Annotated in this window: 15 protein-coding genes; 7 read left to right on the top strand and 8 right to left on the bottom strand. The window is 62.8% G+C overall.

Annotation, left to right across the window (positions count from 1 at the left end):
• Positions 1-98 precede the first annotated feature (98 nt).
• Positions 99-1,601 carry an exopolyphosphatase gene (gene ppx / locus ACU688_RS17835; RefSeq protein ID WP_177414061.1) on the top strand — a complete coding sequence of 501 codons (1,503 nt, stop codon included), beginning with the start codon at positions 99-101 and terminating at the stop codon, positions 1,599-1,601.
• Positions 1,602-1,739: 138 nt separating this feature from the next.
• Here ppx and ppk1 read toward each other — a convergent pair whose 3' ends face one another.
• Both ppk1 and hemB read right to left on the bottom strand, forming a co-directional pair.
• Positions 1,740-3,962 carry a polyphosphate kinase 1 gene (ppk1, locus tag ACU688_RS17830; RefSeq protein WP_448185793.1) on the bottom strand — a complete coding sequence of 741 codons (2,223 nt, stop codon included), beginning with the start codon at positions 3,960-3,962 and terminating at the stop codon, positions 1,740-1,742.
• Between the two features lie 18 nt (positions 3,963-3,980).
• Positions 3,981-4,994, bottom strand: coding sequence for a porphobilinogen synthase (hemB, locus tag ACU688_RS17825; protein WP_017736958.1), 1,014 nt, complete (start codon positions 4,992-4,994; stop codon positions 3,981-3,983).
• Positions 4,995-5,203: 209 nt separating this feature from the next.
• Here hemB and ACU688_RS17820 point away from each other — a divergent pair, with 209 nt between their 5' ends.
• Positions 5,204-5,839 (top strand): DedA family protein, encoded by a 636-nt coding sequence (locus ACU688_RS17820; RefSeq protein WP_124526867.1) that lies wholly within the window; start codon positions 5,204-5,206, stop codon positions 5,837-5,839.
• Here the strand turns inward: ACU688_RS17820 and ACU688_RS17815 are convergent.
• Positions 5,820-7,055: a sterol desaturase family protein gene (locus ACU688_RS17815; protein WP_448185792.1), complete on the bottom strand. Its 1,236-nt coding sequence runs from the start codon at positions 7,053-7,055 to the stop codon at positions 5,820-5,822. The genes ACU688_RS17820 and ACU688_RS17815 overlap by 20 nt on opposite strands.
• 116 nt (positions 7,056-7,171) lie before the next feature.
• Here ACU688_RS17815 and elbB point away from each other — a divergent pair, with 116 nt between their 5' ends.
• The gene (gene elbB / locus ACU688_RS17810) at positions 7,172-7,837 is read left to right on the top strand and encodes an isoprenoid biosynthesis glyoxalase ElbB (protein WP_448185791.1); all 666 of its coding nucleotides are present in this window, start codon (positions 7,172-7,174) and stop codon (positions 7,835-7,837) included.
• 139 nt (positions 7,838-7,976) lie between these two features.
• On the opposite strand, the gene ACU688_RS17805 is transcribed toward elbB, so the two are convergent.
• Positions 7,977-8,432 (bottom strand): YaiI/YqxD family protein, encoded by a 456-nt coding sequence (locus ACU688_RS17805; protein WP_448185790.1) that lies wholly within the window; start codon positions 8,430-8,432, stop codon positions 7,977-7,979.
• Between the two features lie 164 nt (positions 8,433-8,596).
• Positions 8,597-10,492 (bottom strand): FTR1 family protein, encoded by a 1,896-nt coding sequence (locus ACU688_RS17800; protein ID WP_448185789.1) that lies wholly within the window; start codon positions 10,490-10,492, stop codon positions 8,597-8,599.
• Between the two features lie 257 nt (positions 10,493-10,749).
• Between ACU688_RS17800 and ACU688_RS17795 the strand changes: the two genes are divergently transcribed.
• The 4 genes from ACU688_RS17795 to ACU688_RS17780 are packed head-to-tail and all read left to right on the top strand — an operon-like array spanning position 10,750 to position 13,893.
• Positions 10,750-12,144, top strand: a complete 1,395-nt coding sequence (locus ACU688_RS17795; protein ID WP_448185788.1) for a COG3014 family protein — start codon at positions 10,750-10,752, stop codon at positions 12,142-12,144.
• Between the two features lie 10 nt (positions 12,145-12,154).
• Positions 12,155-12,526, top strand: a complete 372-nt coding sequence (locus tag ACU688_RS17790; RefSeq protein WP_017530843.1) for a YcfL family putative periplasmic lipoprotein — start codon at positions 12,155-12,157, stop codon at positions 12,524-12,526.
• A gap of 35 nt (positions 12,527-12,561) precedes the next feature.
• Positions 12,562-13,149 carry a penicillin-binding protein activator LpoB gene (gene lpoB, locus ACU688_RS17785; RefSeq protein WP_124526873.1) on the top strand — a complete coding sequence of 196 codons (588 nt, stop codon included), beginning with the start codon at positions 12,562-12,564 and terminating at the stop codon, positions 13,147-13,149.
• A gap of 3 nt (positions 13,150-13,152) precedes the next feature.
• Positions 13,153-13,893: a penicillin-binding protein activator LpoB gene (locus ACU688_RS17780; protein WP_448185787.1), complete on the top strand. Its 741-nt coding sequence runs from the start codon at positions 13,153-13,155 to the stop codon at positions 13,891-13,893.
• Between the two features lie 178 nt (positions 13,894-14,071).
• Here the strand turns inward: ACU688_RS17780 and ACU688_RS17775 are convergent, their stop codons facing one another.
• The 3 genes from ACU688_RS17775 to ACU688_RS17765 all read right to left on the bottom strand — a co-directional run bounded on the left by ACU688_RS17775 (position 14,072) and on the right by ACU688_RS17765 (position 17,240).
• Positions 14,072-14,704: a LysE family transporter gene (locus ACU688_RS17775; protein ID WP_124526875.1), complete on the bottom strand. Its 633-nt coding sequence runs from the start codon at positions 14,702-14,704 to the stop codon at positions 14,072-14,074.
• 71 nt (positions 14,705-14,775) lie between these two features.
• Positions 14,776-15,330 (bottom strand): mechanosensitive ion channel domain-containing protein, encoded by a 555-nt coding sequence (locus ACU688_RS17770; RefSeq protein WP_448185786.1) that lies wholly within the window; start codon positions 15,328-15,330, stop codon positions 14,776-14,778.
• Complete coding sequence (locus tag ACU688_RS17765; protein ID WP_448185785.1) at positions 15,330-17,240, bottom strand: ATP-binding cassette domain-containing protein; 1,911 nt, start codon at positions 17,238-17,240, stop codon at positions 15,330-15,332. The genes ACU688_RS17770 and ACU688_RS17765 overlap by 1 nt, the downstream gene beginning before the upstream one ends.
• Positions 17,241-17,284: the final 44 nt, after the last annotated feature.

Below are 17,284 nucleotides of genomic sequence, written 5' to 3'. Positions count from 1 at the left end.
CCACAGACAGCCTCGGAAAAATTCGAGAAGCACAACGCGTTGGCGCCAGCGGTCGATCGTGGCACGATGGCTGAGTTATCGACCGAGACCCCCAAACCATGCCGCAATCCCAAGCCAAGAATCTGTCCCTGATCGCCGCCATCGACCTGGGCTCCAACAGCTTTCACATGGTCGTGGCCAAGGCCCAGAACGGTGAGATCCGCATCCTTGAGCGGCTCGGCGAGAAAGTGCAGCTGGCAGCCGGGATCGACGACGAGCGCCAGCTCAATGAAGAATCCATGCAGCGCGGCCTCGATTGCCTCAAGCGGTTTGCCCAACTGATCAACGGCATGCCCCTGGGCGCCGTACGCATCGTCGGCACCAACGCCTTGCGCGAAGCGCGCAACCGTGGCGAATTCATCCGCCGCGCCGAGGAGATCCTCGGGCACCCGGTAGAAGTCATCTCCGGCCGTGAAGAAGCGCGCCTGATCTACCTCGGCGTGTCCCACACCCTGGCCGACACCCCCGGCAAGCGCCTGGTCGCCGACATCGGCGGCGGCAGTACCGAGTTCATCATCGGGCAACGATTCGAGCCATTGCTGCGCGAAAGCCTGCAAATGGGCTGCGTCAGCTACACCCAGCGCTACTTCAAGGACGGCAAGATCACCCCGGCACGCTACGCCCAGGCCTATACGGCGGCGCGGCTGGAGATCATGAGCATCGAGCACGCCCTGCACCGCCTGACGTGGGATGAAGCCATCGGCTCGTCCGGCACCATCCGCGCCATCGGCCTGGCCCTCAAGGCTGGCGGCCATGGCACCGGCGAAGTGAACGCCGAAGGCCTGGCATGGCTCAAGCGCAAGCTGTTCAAGCTGGGTGATGCGGAGAAGATCGACTTCGACGGCATCAAGCCCGACCGTCGCACCATTTTCCCGGCGGGCCTGGCGATTCTCGAAGCGATCTTCGACGCCCTCGAACTGCAACGCATGGACCACTGTGACGGCGCCCTGCGCGAAGGCGTGCTCTACGACCTGCTGGGCCGCCATCACCACGAAGACGTGCGCGAGCGCACCCTCAGCTCGCTGATGGAGCGTTACCACGTCGACCTGGAACAAGCGGCCCGCGTGGAGCGCAAGGCCCTGCACGCCTTCGACCAGGTGGCCGAGGACTGGGACCTGGAAGACGGCGTCTGGCGCGAACTGCTCGGCTGGGCGGCCAAGGTGCATGAAGTGGGCCTGGATATCGCTCACTACCATTACCACAAGCACGGCGCCTACCTGATCGAGCACTCCGACCTCGCCGGCTTCTCCCGCGAAGACCAACAAATGCTCGCTCTGCTGGTGCGCGGCCATCGCCGCAATATCCCCAAGGACAAGTTTGCCGAGTTCGGCGATGAAGGCAGCAAGTTGATCCGCCTATGCGTGCTGCTGCGCTTTGCGATCCTGTTCCACCACATCCGTGGCACCCAGGAAATGCCTCAGGTCACCCTGCGCGCCAACGGCGATAGCCTGGACGTGGTGTTCCCCAAAGGCTGGCTGGATGAGAACCAACTGACCCAGGCGGATTTTGCCCAGGAAGCGGATTGGCTGACGCGGGTTGGGTTCACCCTGAACGTGCGCTGACCTGTTCTAAAGCACACAGACGAACAAATGTGGGAGCGGGCTTGCCCGCGATGACGGAGTATCAGTCAATGCATCTTTGACTGACCTACCGCTATCGCGGGCAAGCCCGCTCCCACATGGGGTCCGCGCAAGCCTGAATTAATTCACAGTGAGAATCGGGCTACCCAACCGTTCCAACAACGTCGCCTGCGCACTGCGCGGGTTCTGGTTGCCGGTTGGCGTGTTGCGCACGTAGCGGCCGTCCGATTGCAGGCTCCAGCTGTGGGTGTTGTCGGTGAGGTAGCTTTCCAGCTCCTTCTTGACGCGCATGATCAGCTTCTTGCCTTCCACCGGGAAGCACGTCTCCACACGCTTATCGAGGTTGCGCTCCATCCAGTCGGCGCTGGAGAGGAACATCTGCTCTTCGCCGCCATTGAGGAAGTAGAACACCCGCGTGTGCTCCAGGAAGCGGCCGATGATCGAGCGCACATGGATATTGTGCGACACGCCAACAATGCCCGGGCGCAGGCAGCACATGCCACGCACCACCAGATCGATACGCACGCCGGACTGGCTGGCCTTGTACAGCGCGCGGATGATCTTCGGATCGGTCAGCGAGTTGAACTTGGCAATGATGTGCGCCGGTTTGCCGTCGAGGGCGAACTGGGTCTCGCGGGCAATCATGTCGAGCATGCCCTTCTTGAGGGTGAACGGCGCGTGCAGCAGCTTCTTCATGCGCAGGGTCTTGCCCATGCCGATCAACTGGCTGAACAACTTGCCGACGTCTTCGCACAAGGCGTCGTCGGAGGTCAGCAGGCTGTAGTCGGTGTAGAGCTTGGCGTTGCCGGCGTGGTAGTTGCCGGTGCCCAAGTGGGCGTAGCGCACGATCTCACCGGCTTCGCGGCGCAGGATCAGCATCATCTTGGCGTGGGTCTTGAAGCCGACCACGCCGTAGATCACCACCGCGCCCGCCGCTTGCAGGCGGCTGGCCAGTTGCAGGTTGGATTCTTCGTCGAAGCGCGCACGCAGTTCGATTACGGCGGTGACTTCCTTGCCGTTACGCGCGGCATCCACCAACGCATCGACGATTTCCGAGTTGGCGCCGGAGCGGTACAGGGTCTGGCGTACGGCCAATACGTGCGGGTCCTTGGCGGCCTGGCGCAGCAGGTCGACCACCGGGGTGAAGGACTCGAATGGGTGCAGCAGCAGGATGTCCTGCTTGCTCACCACGCTGAAGATGTTCTCGCTGTTTTGCAGCAGTTTCGGGATCTGCGGGGTGAACGGCGTGTATTGCAGCTCCGGGTGGCTATCCAGGCCGGTGATGCTGAACAGGCGCGTCAGGTTCACCGGGCCGTTGACTTGATACAGCTCGGACTCCGCCAGGTTGAACTGCTTGAGCAAGTAGTCCGACAGGTGTTTCGGGCAGGTATCCGCCACTTCCAGGCGCACCGCATCACCGTAGCGCCGCGAGAACAGCTCGCCGCGCAGGGCGCGGGCCAAGTCTTCGACGTCTTCGGAGTCCAGCGCCAGGTCGGCGTTGCGGGTCAGGCGGAACTGGTAGCAGCCTTTTACCTTCATGCCCTGGAACAGGTCATCGGCGTGGGCGTGGATCATCGACGAGAGGAATACATAGTTATCGCCAGCGCCCCCCACCTCTTCCGGTACCTTGATGATCCGTGGCAGCAAGCGCGGCGCCGGGATGATCGCCAGGCCGGAATCGCGGCCAAAGGCGTCGATGCCTTCCAGCTCGACGATAAAGTTGAGGCTCTTGTTCACCAGCAACGGGAACGGGTGCGTCGGGTCGAGGCCGATCGGCGTGATGATCGGCGAAATCTCGTCGCGGAAGTAACGACGCACCCAGGTCTTGATCTTGGTGGTCCAGTGACGGCGACGGATGAAGCGGACCTGATGTTTTTCCAGTTCCGGCAGCAGGATGTCGTTGAGGATCGCGTACTGGCGGTCCACATGGCCGTGTACCAGCTCGCTGATGCGCGCCAGGGCTTGATGGGGTTGCAGGCCGTCGGCACCGGCTTGTTCACGGGCGAAGGTGATCTGCTTCTTGAGGCCGGCGACGCGGATCTCGAAAAACTCGTCCAGGTTGCTGGAGAAGATCAGCAGGAACTTCAGCCGTTCCAGCAACGGGTAGGACTCATCCAGCGCCTGTTCCAGCACGCGGATATTGAATTGCAGTTGCGACAGCTCGCGATGGATGTACAGGCTGCTGTCATCCAGGTTGGTCACCGCGACCACCGGCGCCGGCGCTGGCACTTCGGCCACCACGGCAGGCGGTGCCGGCTCCAGCTCTGGCGGGGTCTCGGTGACGGCTTCAACCACCGGGTGAGCGTCTTTTACGGCAACTTCTGTGAGTCCTTCGGTATTCATCGAGTGTTCCTGTGAGGGCTATTGTTGCTCTCTAAGCAATTGGGCAGCGCGGGCGGCGAAGTAAGTCAGAATGCCATCAGCGCCGGCACGTTTAAAGGCAGTCAGGGATTCAAGGATCACCCCTTCACTCAACCAACCATTCTGGATCGCGGCCATGTGCATGGCGTATTCACCGCTGACCTGATAGACAAAGGTCGGCACTTTGAATTCCTCTTTGACCCGGTAAAGGATGTCCAGGTACGGCATCCCGGGCTTGACCATCACCATGTCGGCGCCCTCGGCGAGGTCGGCCGCCACTTCGTGCAGGGCTTCCTGGCTGTTGGCCGGGTCCATCTGGTACGAAGCCTTGTTGGCCTTGCCCAGGTTCAGCGCCGAGCCCACCGCATCGCGGAACGGGCCGTAATAGGCGCTGGCGTACTTGGCCGAGTAGGCCATGATCCGCACATTGACGTGGCCGGCCAGTTCCAGGGCTTCGCGGATTGCCTGGATGCGGCCGTCCATCATGTCCGACGGTGCAACCACCTGGGCGCCTGCGGCCGCGTGGGACAAGGCTTGCTTGACCAGCGCATCGACGGTGATGTCGTTCTGAACATAGCCGTCTTCGTCCAGAATGCCATCCTGGCCGTGGGTGGTGAACGGATCAAGGGCAACGTCGGTGATGACGCCAAGCTCCGGGAAACGCTCGCGCAGGGCGCGGGTGGCGCGCTGGGCGATGCCCTCCGGGTTCCAGGCTTCGGCGGCGTCGAGGGACTTGAGTTCAGGCGGCGTGACCGGGAACAGCGCCAGCGCCGGAATGCCCAACTCGACCCAGCCTGCCGCTTCGATCAGCAGTTGATCGATGGTCAAGCGCTCTACACCCGGCATCGAGGCCACTGCTTCCCGGCGATTTTCACCGTCGAGCACAAACACCGGCAGGATCAGATCATTCGTCGTCAGCACGTTTTCACGGACCAGGCGGCGAGAAAAATCATCACGGCGATTGCGACGCAGACGGGTAGCGGGGAACAGGCGATTGGCAGGGGTAAAGCTCACGACAGACTCCTGAGCCCGCGTTTACGGGCGAGCGTTGCAGTTATAAGCGGGCATTATGACGAATGAATGACAGTTGTGCTTATCGGTGCGACCTGTAGCCGCATTCGCAGTTTATGTAGGAATTGTTCACTTCGTGACACATCTCGATACTTTCACGAATGTTCACGAAGGCGTAGGCTGCGCGTTCATTTCGCCAGCACCCCCAGACCATGCTTCAACAATTTCTGCATGACTTCGGCTACTTTGCGCTCTTCCTGGGCACCTTCTTTGAAGGCGAGACCATCCTGGTTCTCGCAGGCTTCCTGGCGTTCCGTGGGTACATGGATATCAACCTGGTGGTGGTCGTTGCCTTTTTTGGCAGCTACGCCGGCGACCAGCTTTGGTATTACATGGGCCGCAAACACGGGCGCAAATTGTTGGCCCGCAAGCCCCGCTGGCAATTGATGGGCGACAAGGCCCTGGGGCATATCCGCAAGCACCCGGATCTCTGGGTGTTGAGCTTCCGCTTTGTTTACGGATTGCGCACGGTCATGCCGGTAGCGATTGGCCTGTCCGGCTATCCACCCTTGCGCTACCTGATTCTCAATGGGATTGGCGCAGCGATCTGGGCGGCTGCACTGGGCGCGGCCGCTTACCACTTCGGCGCAGTGCTGGAAGGCATGCTGGGCAGCGTCAAAAAATACGAGCTGTGGGTGCTAGGCGCCTTGCTGGTCCTGGGCTTCGGCCTGTGGCTGCGCCGCCGCATCAAGAACGCGCGCATCGCCCGCGAGGCGTGTGCCGACGCCAAGGCCCGGCTCGCCGCCGAGCCGGCACCGGTCGAAACGACTAAGACGCCAGTCGAGTAAGCCGGCTTCTGCAACAGTAGAGGCCGATCACGCTGAGCAGGCTGTAGCTCAGCAGGCCCAGCCAGCCCAGGTTGCTGGCCGGCCACAGCCCCACCTGCGGCGCCAGCCACACCAGCGGTGCGTTCAGCACCAACCGCGCCAGTTCGGCCTTCAGCGCCCACGGGCGGTTCTCCAGGGCCACGCCCAGGGTAAACAAGCCCAGCGCCATCGCACTCCAACCCAGGATCAGCGCGGCCGTGGGCAAGCCCTCGCCGAAATTCATCAGGTAGCTGCCAAAGCCCACATACGCGGCAAATTGCAGGGCGATGTACACCTGTTGGCGCACATCCAGCGCTACCTCGAATTTACGGAACTGACTCAAGTCGTGCTTGGCCAACGGGTATTTGGCCTTCACATCCGCCGGGCGCCAACCGGTGCGCATGAACCAGATGCGCAGCTTGTCCCACCAACGCTCGGTGCGCCGCGCGTCACTCCATAACTGTGCATAAAACTGCAGGTTGGCCCACAGCGGGTTCCAACTGGCCAGGGGCGTGGTCACGCCGAAAATCACCGGTTCGTTGTCGTCTTCCTCCTGGAAGGTGCCGAACAACCGGTCCCAAATAATGAACACCCCGCCGTAGTTGCGATCCATGTAGAGAGCGTTCTGTGCATGGTGCGCGCGATGGTTGGACGGCGTGACGAAGAACCACTCGTACCAGCCCAGCTTCGGCACATGGCGCGTGTGCACCCAGAATTGATACAGCAGGTTAAGGGACGCCACGCTGATAAACACCACCAACGGCACGCCGACCACGGCCAGCGGCAGGTAGAAGATCCAGCTCAGCAGGAAGCCGGTGCTGGTCTGGCGCAGGGCGGTGCTGAGGTTGTAGTCCTCGCTCTGGTGATGCACCGAGTGCGCGGCCCAGAGGATATTGCGCTCGTGCCCCATGCGGTGCAGCCAGTAGTAGCAGAAGTCGTAGAAGACAAAGGCGAACACCCAGGTCCAAGGGTTCTGGGCCGGCAAGTCAAACAGCGCCAGGTGCTTGAGGGCGAAGGCGTAGGTCAACAGCCCCACGCCCTTGGTCAACAGCCCCGTGGTGGTGGACAGCACACCGGTGCTGAGGCTGTTGATGGCATCCGCTACCCGATAGTTGCGCTCGCCACGCCAACGGTCGGCGAGCAGCTCCACCACGATCAAGGCGATGAAAAACGGTACCGCGTAAGGCACGAAGTCCATGGGCTAGTCCGGTCTATTTTTGTTACATCTAGAGTAGGTGTAGCGGCGCAAGAGCCCATTGGCAACAGGTGACAAATTAGTAGACATTTAACGCCATGAACCCAGGAGAAATGCCCATGAGCAAAAAGATTGCAGTGATCCTTTCCGGCTGTGGCGTGTACGACGGCGCCGAGGTCCACGAAAGTGTGATCACCCTGCTGCGCCTGGACCAGCGCGGCGCTCAGGTCCAATGTTTTGCCCCCAATATCGCGCAACTGCACGTGATCAACCACCTCACCGGCGAAGAGATGCCCGAGTCGCGCAATGTGCTGGTGGAGTCGGCGCGCATCGCCCGTGGCGAGGTGAAGGATATTGGCGAAGCCAACGCCGACGACTTCGACGCGCTGATCGTGCCGGGCGGGTTTGGGGCGGCGAAGAACCTGTCGAACTTTGCCGTGGCGGGCGCGGGGTGCAGCGTCAACCCGCAGGTCTTGGCGCTGGCCGAGGCCTTTGCCGAAGCGGGCAAGCCGGTGGGGCTGATCTGCATCTCACCGGCCCTGGCCGCGAAGATCTACGGCCCGGGCGTGACCTGCACCATCGGCAACTGCCCGGACACCGCCGCCGCGCTGGACAAGATGGGCGCCAACCACCAGGAATGTGCGGTGGACGATATCGTTGAAGACAAGGCGCGCAAGCTGGTGAGCACGCCAGCCTATATGGTGGGCAAGAGCATCAGCGAGGTGGCGTCAGGCATCAACAAACTGGTGGATCGGGTGCTGGAGCTGACGCACGAGAACGACTGAATACCCATGCTGGTGAGGGAACTTATGTGGCGAGGGAGCTTGCTCCCGCTGGGCTGCGTAGCGGCCCCAAAAGCTTGGGAGCGCTTCGCACTCCAGCGGGAGCAAGCTCCCTCGCCACAAAAGCTCCCTGGCCACAGAATCAGGCTTCTCGCATCAAGCGCGTGAGGATCCGGTCCAGGGCATTGGCAAACGCCTGCTTGTCCTTCTCGCCATGGGGCGGTGGCCCGCCGCCCATCTGGCCCTGTTCGCGCAGGTCGGTGAACAGGTTGCGCACCGCCAGGCGTTCGCTCATGTTCGCCGGGCTGAACTCCTTGCCCCGTGGGTCGAGTGCCGTAACGCCCTTCTTCACCAGGCGATCGGCCAGCGGCACATCGCTGCAGATCACCAACTCGCCGGGCACGGCGTGCTCAACCAGGTAGTCATCCGCTGCATCCGGGCCGCTGGGCACCACGATCAGCTTTACGCATGAAAAGCTCGGCTTGATCTGGCTCTGCCCGGCCACCAGCACCACTTCGAACTGGCGCTTGAGGGCGAACTTCACCACTTGGTCCTTGGCTGCCCGAGGGCAGGCGTCGGCATCGATCCATACGCGCATAGCTATTTTCCTCAAATCCAATGTGGGGCTTGCTGTGGCGAGGGAGCTTGCTCCCGCTCGGCTGCGCAGCAGCCGCCAGCTTTTGGGGGCGCTTCGCCCCCCAGCGGGAGCAAGCTCCCTCGCCACAAGAGCCCGCTCCCACACTGACTGTGCCCACTCAAGACTTAAGCAGTGGCGCGACGCTTCTCGGCCAACCGACTACGGCCATACAACACCACAATCGCCAGGATCGCCACCGCCTGCGCACTCAACGAGTACGCATCGGCATGAATCCCCAGCCAATCAAAGTCAAAGAACGCCACCGGCCGTGTGCCGAAGATCCCGGCTTCCTGCAACGCCTTGACGCCATGCCCGGCAAACACCACCGACAACGCGCACAACAGCGCCGCATTGATGCCGAAGAACAGCGCCAACGGCAGCTTCGCCGAACCCCGCAGGATCACCCACGCCAACCCCATCAACAGCACCAGCGCCGTGGCGCCGCCCGCCAATACCGCGTTGTGCCCGGCAGGGCCGGCTTGCAGCCACAGGGTTTCGTAGAACAGGATCACTTCGAACAGCTCGCGGTACACCGAGAAGAACGCCAGCATCGCAAAGCCGAAACGCCCGCCACCGCCCACCAGGCTGCTCTTGATGTAGTCCTGCCACGCAGCCGCATGGCGGCGGTCGTGCATCCACACGCCGAGCCACAGCACCATCACGCTGGCAAACAGCGCCGTGCAGCCTTCCAGCAGCTCACGCTGGGCGCCGCTGACGTCAATCACATACGCCGCCAGCGCCCAGGTGGCCAAGCCCGCCAGCAGCGCCAAGCCCCAGCCGACGTTGACGCTGCGCACCGCCGACTGCTGGCCGGTGTTGCGCAGGAACGCGAGGATCGCCGCCAACACCAGGATCGCTTCCAGGCCTTCGCGCAGCAGGATCAGCAAACCGGAGATGTAACTCAGCGACCAGCTCAGGCCATCGCTGCCCAGCAAACCGGCGGATTCAGTCAGTTTGCCTTTGGCCACGTCCAGGCGCTGCTGCACTTGCTCGATCGGCAGCCCGTCCTGCAACGATTGCCGATAGGCCATCAGGGCTTTCTCGGTGTCCTTGCGCACGTTGGCGTCGACGTTATCCAGCGAGCTTTCCACCAGCTCGAAGCCTTCCAGGTAGGCGGCGACGGACAAGTCGTAGGCTTGCTCGTGATCGCCGTTGCGGAACGCGGCGAGGCTCTTGTCCAAGGTGCTCGCGGTGTAGTCGAGCAATTGCGCCGGGCCACGCTTGACCTGCGGCGGTTGCGCGCGCTGGGCGCGGAACGTCGCGGCGGCGGCCGGGCCGCTGGCCGCCAGCACTTCATTCGGGGTCTGGCGGGCCAGGTCGGCGAGGTTGAACGGTTGCTCGCTCTTGGCCGCCGCCGGGTCGGCGGTGAAGCCGGCGATGTAGGTGGCCAGGTCCCAGCGCTGACGGTCGTCCAGTTGGTCGGCGAAGGACGGCATGTCGGTGCCTTCGACGCCCAGGCCGAGGGTGTTGTAGATCGCATAAAGGCTCAGGCGATCCAGGCGCGTGGCATCCGTCAGGTTGGCGGGCGGCGGCGTCATGCCGGTGCCCGCGGGACCATCGCCGGCGCCGGCCGCGCCGTGGCACACCGAGCACTGCTGGGCGTAGAGCGGCGCGCCACGCACAGGGTCGGGGGTGATCGCCGGGGCCTGGCTGACTTCATAAGCCACCGCCAGCTTGGCGCCCAACTGCCGGGCCTGGCGGGCGACAGTCGCGCCCTCCGCATGGGCCTTGACCGCTGCCAGCAACTCATCGACGCCGCTGATCAACTCGGCGCGCTCGGGCCTGGCTGGCAAATCCGCCACCAACCCCTGCAACACCCCAAGAAATTCCAGCTGCTCGCGGTATTCGGAATCATCGACAACCTTGCCCGCCTCCACCGTCGGCGGGTAGTCGGCGCCAATGTAGTCCAACAAATGCAGGGCTTGCGGCGCGCCCTCGGTCGTCGCGGCCAGCACGTGGAAGCTGCACGACATCAACGCCGGCAGCAGCAGCCAGGCGAGAAAACGGAAGGGGGCAGTCATGAATGAATCTCAAAGGGAAATACGAAGTAACATATTGTTTAACGTTAAGCGCTTTGACTCAAGGCGTTAGTGATTTGACGCAGGGAATAGCGTCAGATCCGTGATGGCGTTCCCCTCTCTTCCCCAGGCAAAAAGCCATTGTTTTGCCAGCAACGGCGCCTATAATGCCGCGCCCTGTTATCGCGAAAGGGTCTTTATTTCCTCTTTTTAATGAGGAATTGGCACATCAGCTGGTTACGTTCAGGGAAGAAGTCTGCATGGCATTTCGCGCCGTTACCCCGCTTGCGCTCGCGGCGGTCACCTTGCTGTCGGGTTGCTCGATGTTTCGCAGCTACGACACCGAGCTGCAAGCCACCAACCAGCAGTTGGTCAGCGGCAATGTCGAGGGCGCACTGACCCTGCTGGAGAAAAACAACAGCGGCGAAGACAAGGACCTGCTGTATTTCTTCGAAAAGGGCGAATTGCTGCGGGCCAAGGGCGACCTGAGCGGCAGCCAGACCGCCTGGCGCAGCGCCGACCTGCAAGTCTACAAGTGGGAAGAGTCGGTCAAGTTCGACAGTGAACGCTACCTCGCCCAGTTCGGCAGTTTCCTCGCCAATGACAAGGTGCGTCGCTACGAAGGCTACGACTACGAAAAAGTCATGCTGACCACGCAGATGGCCCTGAACCTGCTGGCCCTGAACGACTTCGACGGCGCCCGCACCGAGATCAAGAAAACCCACGAACGCGAAGCAGTGATCGCCGACCTGCGCGACAAGGAATACCTCAAGCGCGAGAACGAAGCCGAACGCCAAGGCGTGACGACTCAGTTCAAGGACCTGCGTGGCTACCCCGTGGAAGCCCTGGACGCGCCGGAAGTGGTCGGCCTGAAGAACAGCTACCAAAGTGCGTTCAGCCATTACCTCGCCGGTTTCGTCTACGAAGCCCTCGGCGAAAAAGACCTGGCCGCCCCCGGCTATCGCAAGGCCGCCGAGTTGCGCCCGAACACGCCGCTGCTGGAACAAGCCCTGCTCGACCTCGACAAAAGCAGCCTCGGCGCCGACGAAACCGAGGTGCTGATCGTGGTGCAGAGCGGCCTGGCGCCGGCGCGTGATTCGATCCGCCTGCCGCTGCCGATCCCGATCGACGGCCATCTGGTGATCACCCCGCTGTCGTTCCCGGTGATCAAGGCCGACACCTCCACCGCGCACTTCGCGCAGATCGGCGTCGATGGCCAGCAACAGAACCTCACCGCACTCAACAGCACCACCGCCATGTCGCGCCGCGCCCTGCGCGATGACATGCCGGGGATCATCCTGCGCACCACCGTACGCGCGGTGACCCGTGGCGTGACGCAAAACAACCTGAACAAGACCAACCCCATGGCCGGGCTGGTGCTGGGCATCGCCTCGGCCGTCACCGAAGGCGCCGACACACGCACCTGGCGCACCCTGCCGGACCTGACACAAGTCACACGCCTGCGCCTCAAGCACGGTGAGCACCAGGTCAGCCTGCCCAACGCCCTGGGCGGCACGCGGGTGACGGTCAAGGCCGACCAGCGCTACCAAGTGATCACCCTGCGCGTGGTCGGCAACCAGGTGTTCGCCAGCGGCCTTGCGGCCCACGTGGTGCCGAGCCTGACCACCCAGGCCATCGCCCTCAAACAACCTTAAGGAGCACGTTATGCGTCATTTCATCCTCGGCGCCCTGGCGCTGGTCCTGCTGGCCGGCTGCGCCACCCCGCCGCCACCGGAACCTGGCAGCGCGGCGAGCAAAATCGTGGTGATGGGCAAGTTCAAGGGCATCGCCGTCGGCGCCATCCGCGTGGCGCGCGAGAACGGCTTCCTCACCGCCAAGGTGCAGCTGAGCAACATCACCAGCAGCAACCAGACGATGTATTACCGCTTCGCCTGGCTGGGGGCCGACGGCTTCCCGGTGGGCGACGAAGACACCTGGAAAGTGCTGAACCTGTACGCCAACCAGGCGACCTTCCTGCCGGCCATTGCCAACTTGCCTCAAGCGGCGGACTTCCGCCTTGAAGTGAAGACGCCTTGACGCCCGCCCCTATTCAGCTCTGGAGAGATTCCCCCATGTTTGCACGCTTCTCGATCCTCGCCGTGGTTGCCGTCCTGGCCAGCGGTTGCTCCAACACCTCGCCGGTGCTGGGCAGCAAGAACATCAGCTACGGCGACACCAAGGCCGTGGAAACCGTGACCAACGAGTTCGGCTCCACCGACCTGCAGATGATCGCCGAAACCATGACCCGCTCCCTCGCCCAGTCCGGCATCCTGCAAGGCCGCCCGGTGGTGCAGGTGTATGACGTGAAGAACAAGACCAGCGAGTACATCGACACCCGCGAGATCACCACGTCGATCAAGACCCAGCTGATGAAGACCGGCACCGCACGCTTCGCCAGCGACAACACCGACATGCAAAGCCAGGTCGACCAGCTCAAGCTGCAGAACCAGAGCGGCCTGTACAAGAAGTCCACGGTGAGCAAGACCGGCAACATGGTCGCCGCCAAGTACCGCCTGGAAGGTTCCATCAGCTCCATCGTCAAGCGCAGCTCGGACTACAAGGACGTGTTCTACAAGTTCAGCCTGCAACTGGTGGACGTGGAAAGCGGCCTGGCCGAGTGGATGGATGAAAAAGAAATCCGCAAGACCACGGAGCGCTAAGCCATGCGTACATGGATCGGCATGATCGGCCTGCTGTGCGCCTTTGGCGCCTCGGCCGCACCGAAAATCGCGGTGACCGACCTGGCCTATCAGGCACGGGTCGAGGAGTACATCCACGCGGTTTCGGCCAGCAACAACTTCCAGGCCAGCGGCTACCACGCCAGTGGCGCGTCGAGCTACGCCGAGTTCGAGAGCCGCTCCAGCTACATCGAGCAGCTTGAGCTGCGCAAATTCAGCGGTGACATCAAGGGCGAGATCCTCAAGTCACGCCAGTTCCAGCTGGTGCAAGGCACGCCCTACACCGCCGACGCCAAGGGCGACGTGTATGACGTGATCAAGCGCATCAAGGCCGGCAACTTCAAGGGCGCGGACTACGTGCTGTTCGGCACCCTGTCCGACATCGACTTCACCCAGGACCTCAACGCCATCGACCGCACCAACAGCTACTCGGCGGTGCTGAGCCTGACGCTGGTGGCGGATTTCAGCCTGATCAACACACGCACCTTCGAGATCACCTCGGCGTTTACCGCCATGGGCGAAGGGCAAGACACCAAACTGGTGAACAGCCGCGACGTACGCGTGAACCTGAACCGGCCACGGGTGGTGAAGGACGTGTCGAAAAGCCTGGGTGAGGATGTGGCGCGGCAGTTGGCGGAGCAGTTGGGTGGCGGGTATCAAGAACCCGGCCAACCCGTGTTGCGCAATAACTTGCCGAGGGATGAAGCGCCGAAAATTCTGCGCTGATCCTCGATAGCACGGCTAACACATATCAATGTGGGAGCTGGCTTGCTGTGGCGAGGGAGCTTGCTCCCGCTGGGCTGCGCAGCGGCCCCAAGATCTTGGGAGCGCTTCGCACTCCAGCGGGAGCAAGCTCCCTCGCCACAAGAGCCAGCTCCCACCGTTTTGATTGGGCTTCTTCAGATCAAGCCGTGGCGCGATGCAGGCTGGCGAGGAAGCCAGCGGCCCCCACAAACAACCCGGCAAACGTACGGTTCATGCGCTTCTGCTGCTTCGGCGTACGCAACAAGCGCAACACCTTCGACGCCAACCCCGTATACCCCGCCATCACGATCATATCCACGCAGATCATCGTCGCGCCCAGGATCACGTACTGGATCACCAGCGGCGCCTGCGGGTTCACGAACTGCGGCAGCACCGCCAGCATGAACACCAAGGCCTTGGGGTTGCTCGCATTGACCAGGAAACCGCGGAACATCATCGCCATCGGCTTGCCGATCGGGCGCACGGCCGCGTCGTCGGACATGTCCATGGGCAAGGCGCGCCATTGCTTGATGGCCAGGTACACCAGGTACGCGACGCCAAACCATTTGATCGCATAAAACGCGGTGGAAGATGTCGCCAGAATCGCACCCAGGCCGCCGGCGACCACGGCAATCTGCATCGCCAGGCCGATTTGCAGGCCAATGGCGTTCCAGTAACCGCGCGCAAAACCGTATTGCAGGCCGCTGGACATCGAGGCGATGGCGCCTGCACCAGGGGAAAGAGAGATGACCCAACTGGCCACAAAAAAGGCCAGCCATGTATCGAGTGCCATTACACACCTCGTTTCAAATTCGTCGTGAGCGTTAAGCTAACTCCGAGCACCGAGGCCTGGCTATAGAATTTTTACGCGGGGCTGATCCAGCGGCGCACCGAGCGTTGGAAGAACAGGCTGTTGGGCACCTGCACCATCGCGCTGTCGGTACCGGCTTCGGCCACTTCGATCAGCGTGGTGTACAGCAGGTTGATCGCCACCACCCGGCCTTTCACGCCCGGTTTGTCCACGGTGTCCACCAGCTCGACAATATCGCCGATGCGAAACGGCCCGACGGTAAAGATCAGGATCGCGCACAGCAGGTTGGACAGCACCGACCACATGGCAAAAAACGCCACGGCCGCGACGGCGACGAACCCCGACAGTGCGGTCCACAGCACCGTGGCGGACACCCCCACGCGCTCCAGCACAAAGATCAGCGCGCTGCCCATGATCAACCAGCGCAAGCCACCGCGCAGCGGCATCAGCAGTTGTGGCGGGAACGGGTAGCGCTCGCCGAGGCGCGTCAGGCCCTTGGCGACAAAACGCTGCGCCAGGTAGCCGGCCAGCAGGATCAGCAGGATTTGCACGCCGATCCAGATAGGCTCGACCCACTGCGGCGGCAGCGGCAACTGCAAGGCTTCCATCAGGACAGCGCCTCCAGCTCCGCTTGCAGGGTTTCGAGCAATTCGAGGGCTTCCATCCAGGTTTCCTCCAACTGCCCTTCACGCACCTTGAGCTTGGCCTGTTCGGCCAGCAGGTCGCGCAATTCATCCTTGCGCGCGGCTTCGTACACGGCGCTGTCACCCAGGCTGGTTTCGATCTTGGCCAGGCGCTCGTGCACCTTGCCCAGTTCGGCTTCCAGCTTGTCGGCTTCACGCTTGTGCGGCGCCAGTTGTTGGCGCAAGGCAGCAGCGGCCTGGCGCTGGGCTTTCTTGTCGGTCTTGTCCGGGTTGACCGGCGTGTTGCTGACCGGCGCGTTGCGCAGGCGGTAATCCGTCAGCCAGCGCGCGTAGTCGTCGAGGTCGCCGTCGAATTCTTCGACTTTGCCGTCGGCCACCAGCAGGAAGTTGTCGGTGGTGCTCTTGAGCAAGTGGCGATCGTGAGACACCACCAGTACCGCACCGCTGAATTCCTGCAAGGCCATGGTCAGCGCCAGGCGCATTTCCAGGTCCAAGTGGTTGGTCGGTTCGTCGAGCAGCAGCAGGTTCGGCCGGTCCCAGGCGATCAACGCCAGGGCCAGGCGGGCTTTTTCGCCGCCGGAGAAATTCAGCACCGGCTCGTCGATACGCGCGCCACGGAAGTCGAAGCCGCCGAGGAAGTCGCGCAGCACCTGTTCGCGCTCGGTCGGCGCCAGGCGTTGCAGGTGCAACAGCGGGCTGGCCTTGGCGTCGAGGGAGTCCAACTGATGCTGGGCGAAGTAGCCCACCACCAGGTTCTCGCCACGGGTCAGGCGGCCGGCCAGGGGTTGCAGCTCGCCGGAGAGGTTCTTGATCAGCGTCGATTTACCCGCGCCGTTGGGGCCAAGCAGACCGATGCGCGCGCCCGGCGTGAGTTGCAGCTTCACTTTTTCCAGGATGGTTTTTTCGCCGTAACCCAGGCGTGCATCCGAGAGGTCGAGCAACGGGCTGGAGATTTTCACCGACTCGCGGAACACAAAGTCGAACGGCGAATCGACGTGGGCCGCCGACAGTTCTTCCATGCGCTCCAGGGCCTTGATCCGGCTCTGGGCCTGGCGGGCCTTGGTGGCCTGGGCCTTGAACCGGGCGATGTAGCTTTCCATGTGCGCACGTTGCGCCTGCTGCTTCTCGAACGCCTGCTGCTGTTGGGCCAGGCGTTCGGCACGGGCGCGCTCGAACGCGGTGTAGCCGCCACGGTACAGGGTGATTTTCTTCTGTTCGACGTGGGCAATGTTGTCGACCACGGCGTCGAGGAAATCCCGGTCGTGGGAAATCAGCAACAAGGTGCCCTGGTAGCTCTTGAGGAAATCCTCCAGCCACAGGATCGCATCGAGGTCCAAGTGGTTGGTGGGTTCGTCGAGCAGCAGCAGGTCGGACGGGCACATCAGCGCCTGGGCCAGGTTCAGGCGCATGCGCCAGCCGCCGGAGAAGTCGGCGACCGGGCGGTCCATCTGTTCGTTGGTGAAGCCCAGGCCGGCGAGCATCTTGCGCGCACGGGCGTCGGCGGTGTAGCCGTCGGCACTGTCGAGTTCCGCGTGCAGGCGCGCCTGGGCGGCGCCGTCCTGGGAGTTCTCGGCCTCGGCCAGGTCGTGTTGCACCTGGCGCAGGCGCAGGTCGCCATCGAGCACGTAGTCAATCGCGATGCGGTCCAGGGTGTCGATCTCCTGGCGCATATGGGCGATACGCCAGTCGGCGGGCAGCAAGCAGTCCCCGGAATCCGGGGTCAGCTCACCCAGCAACAGGGCGAACAACGTGGATTTGCCGGCGCCGTTGGCACCGATCAGGCCGGCTTTGTGACCGGCGTGCAGGGTCAGCTCGGCGTCTTCGAGAAGACGTTGCGGGCCACGCTGTAATGTTAGGCTTTGAAGTCGGATCATAATGGCGGCGGAGTCTACCAGCTTCGTTGGCCGCTGGCTTGGGT

Source organism: Pseudomonas acericola (SeqCode), from assembly GCF_053456465.1.
Note: the sequence above shows the minus strand (reverse complement) of the source record. Positions and strands in the feature narration are given on the sequence as shown.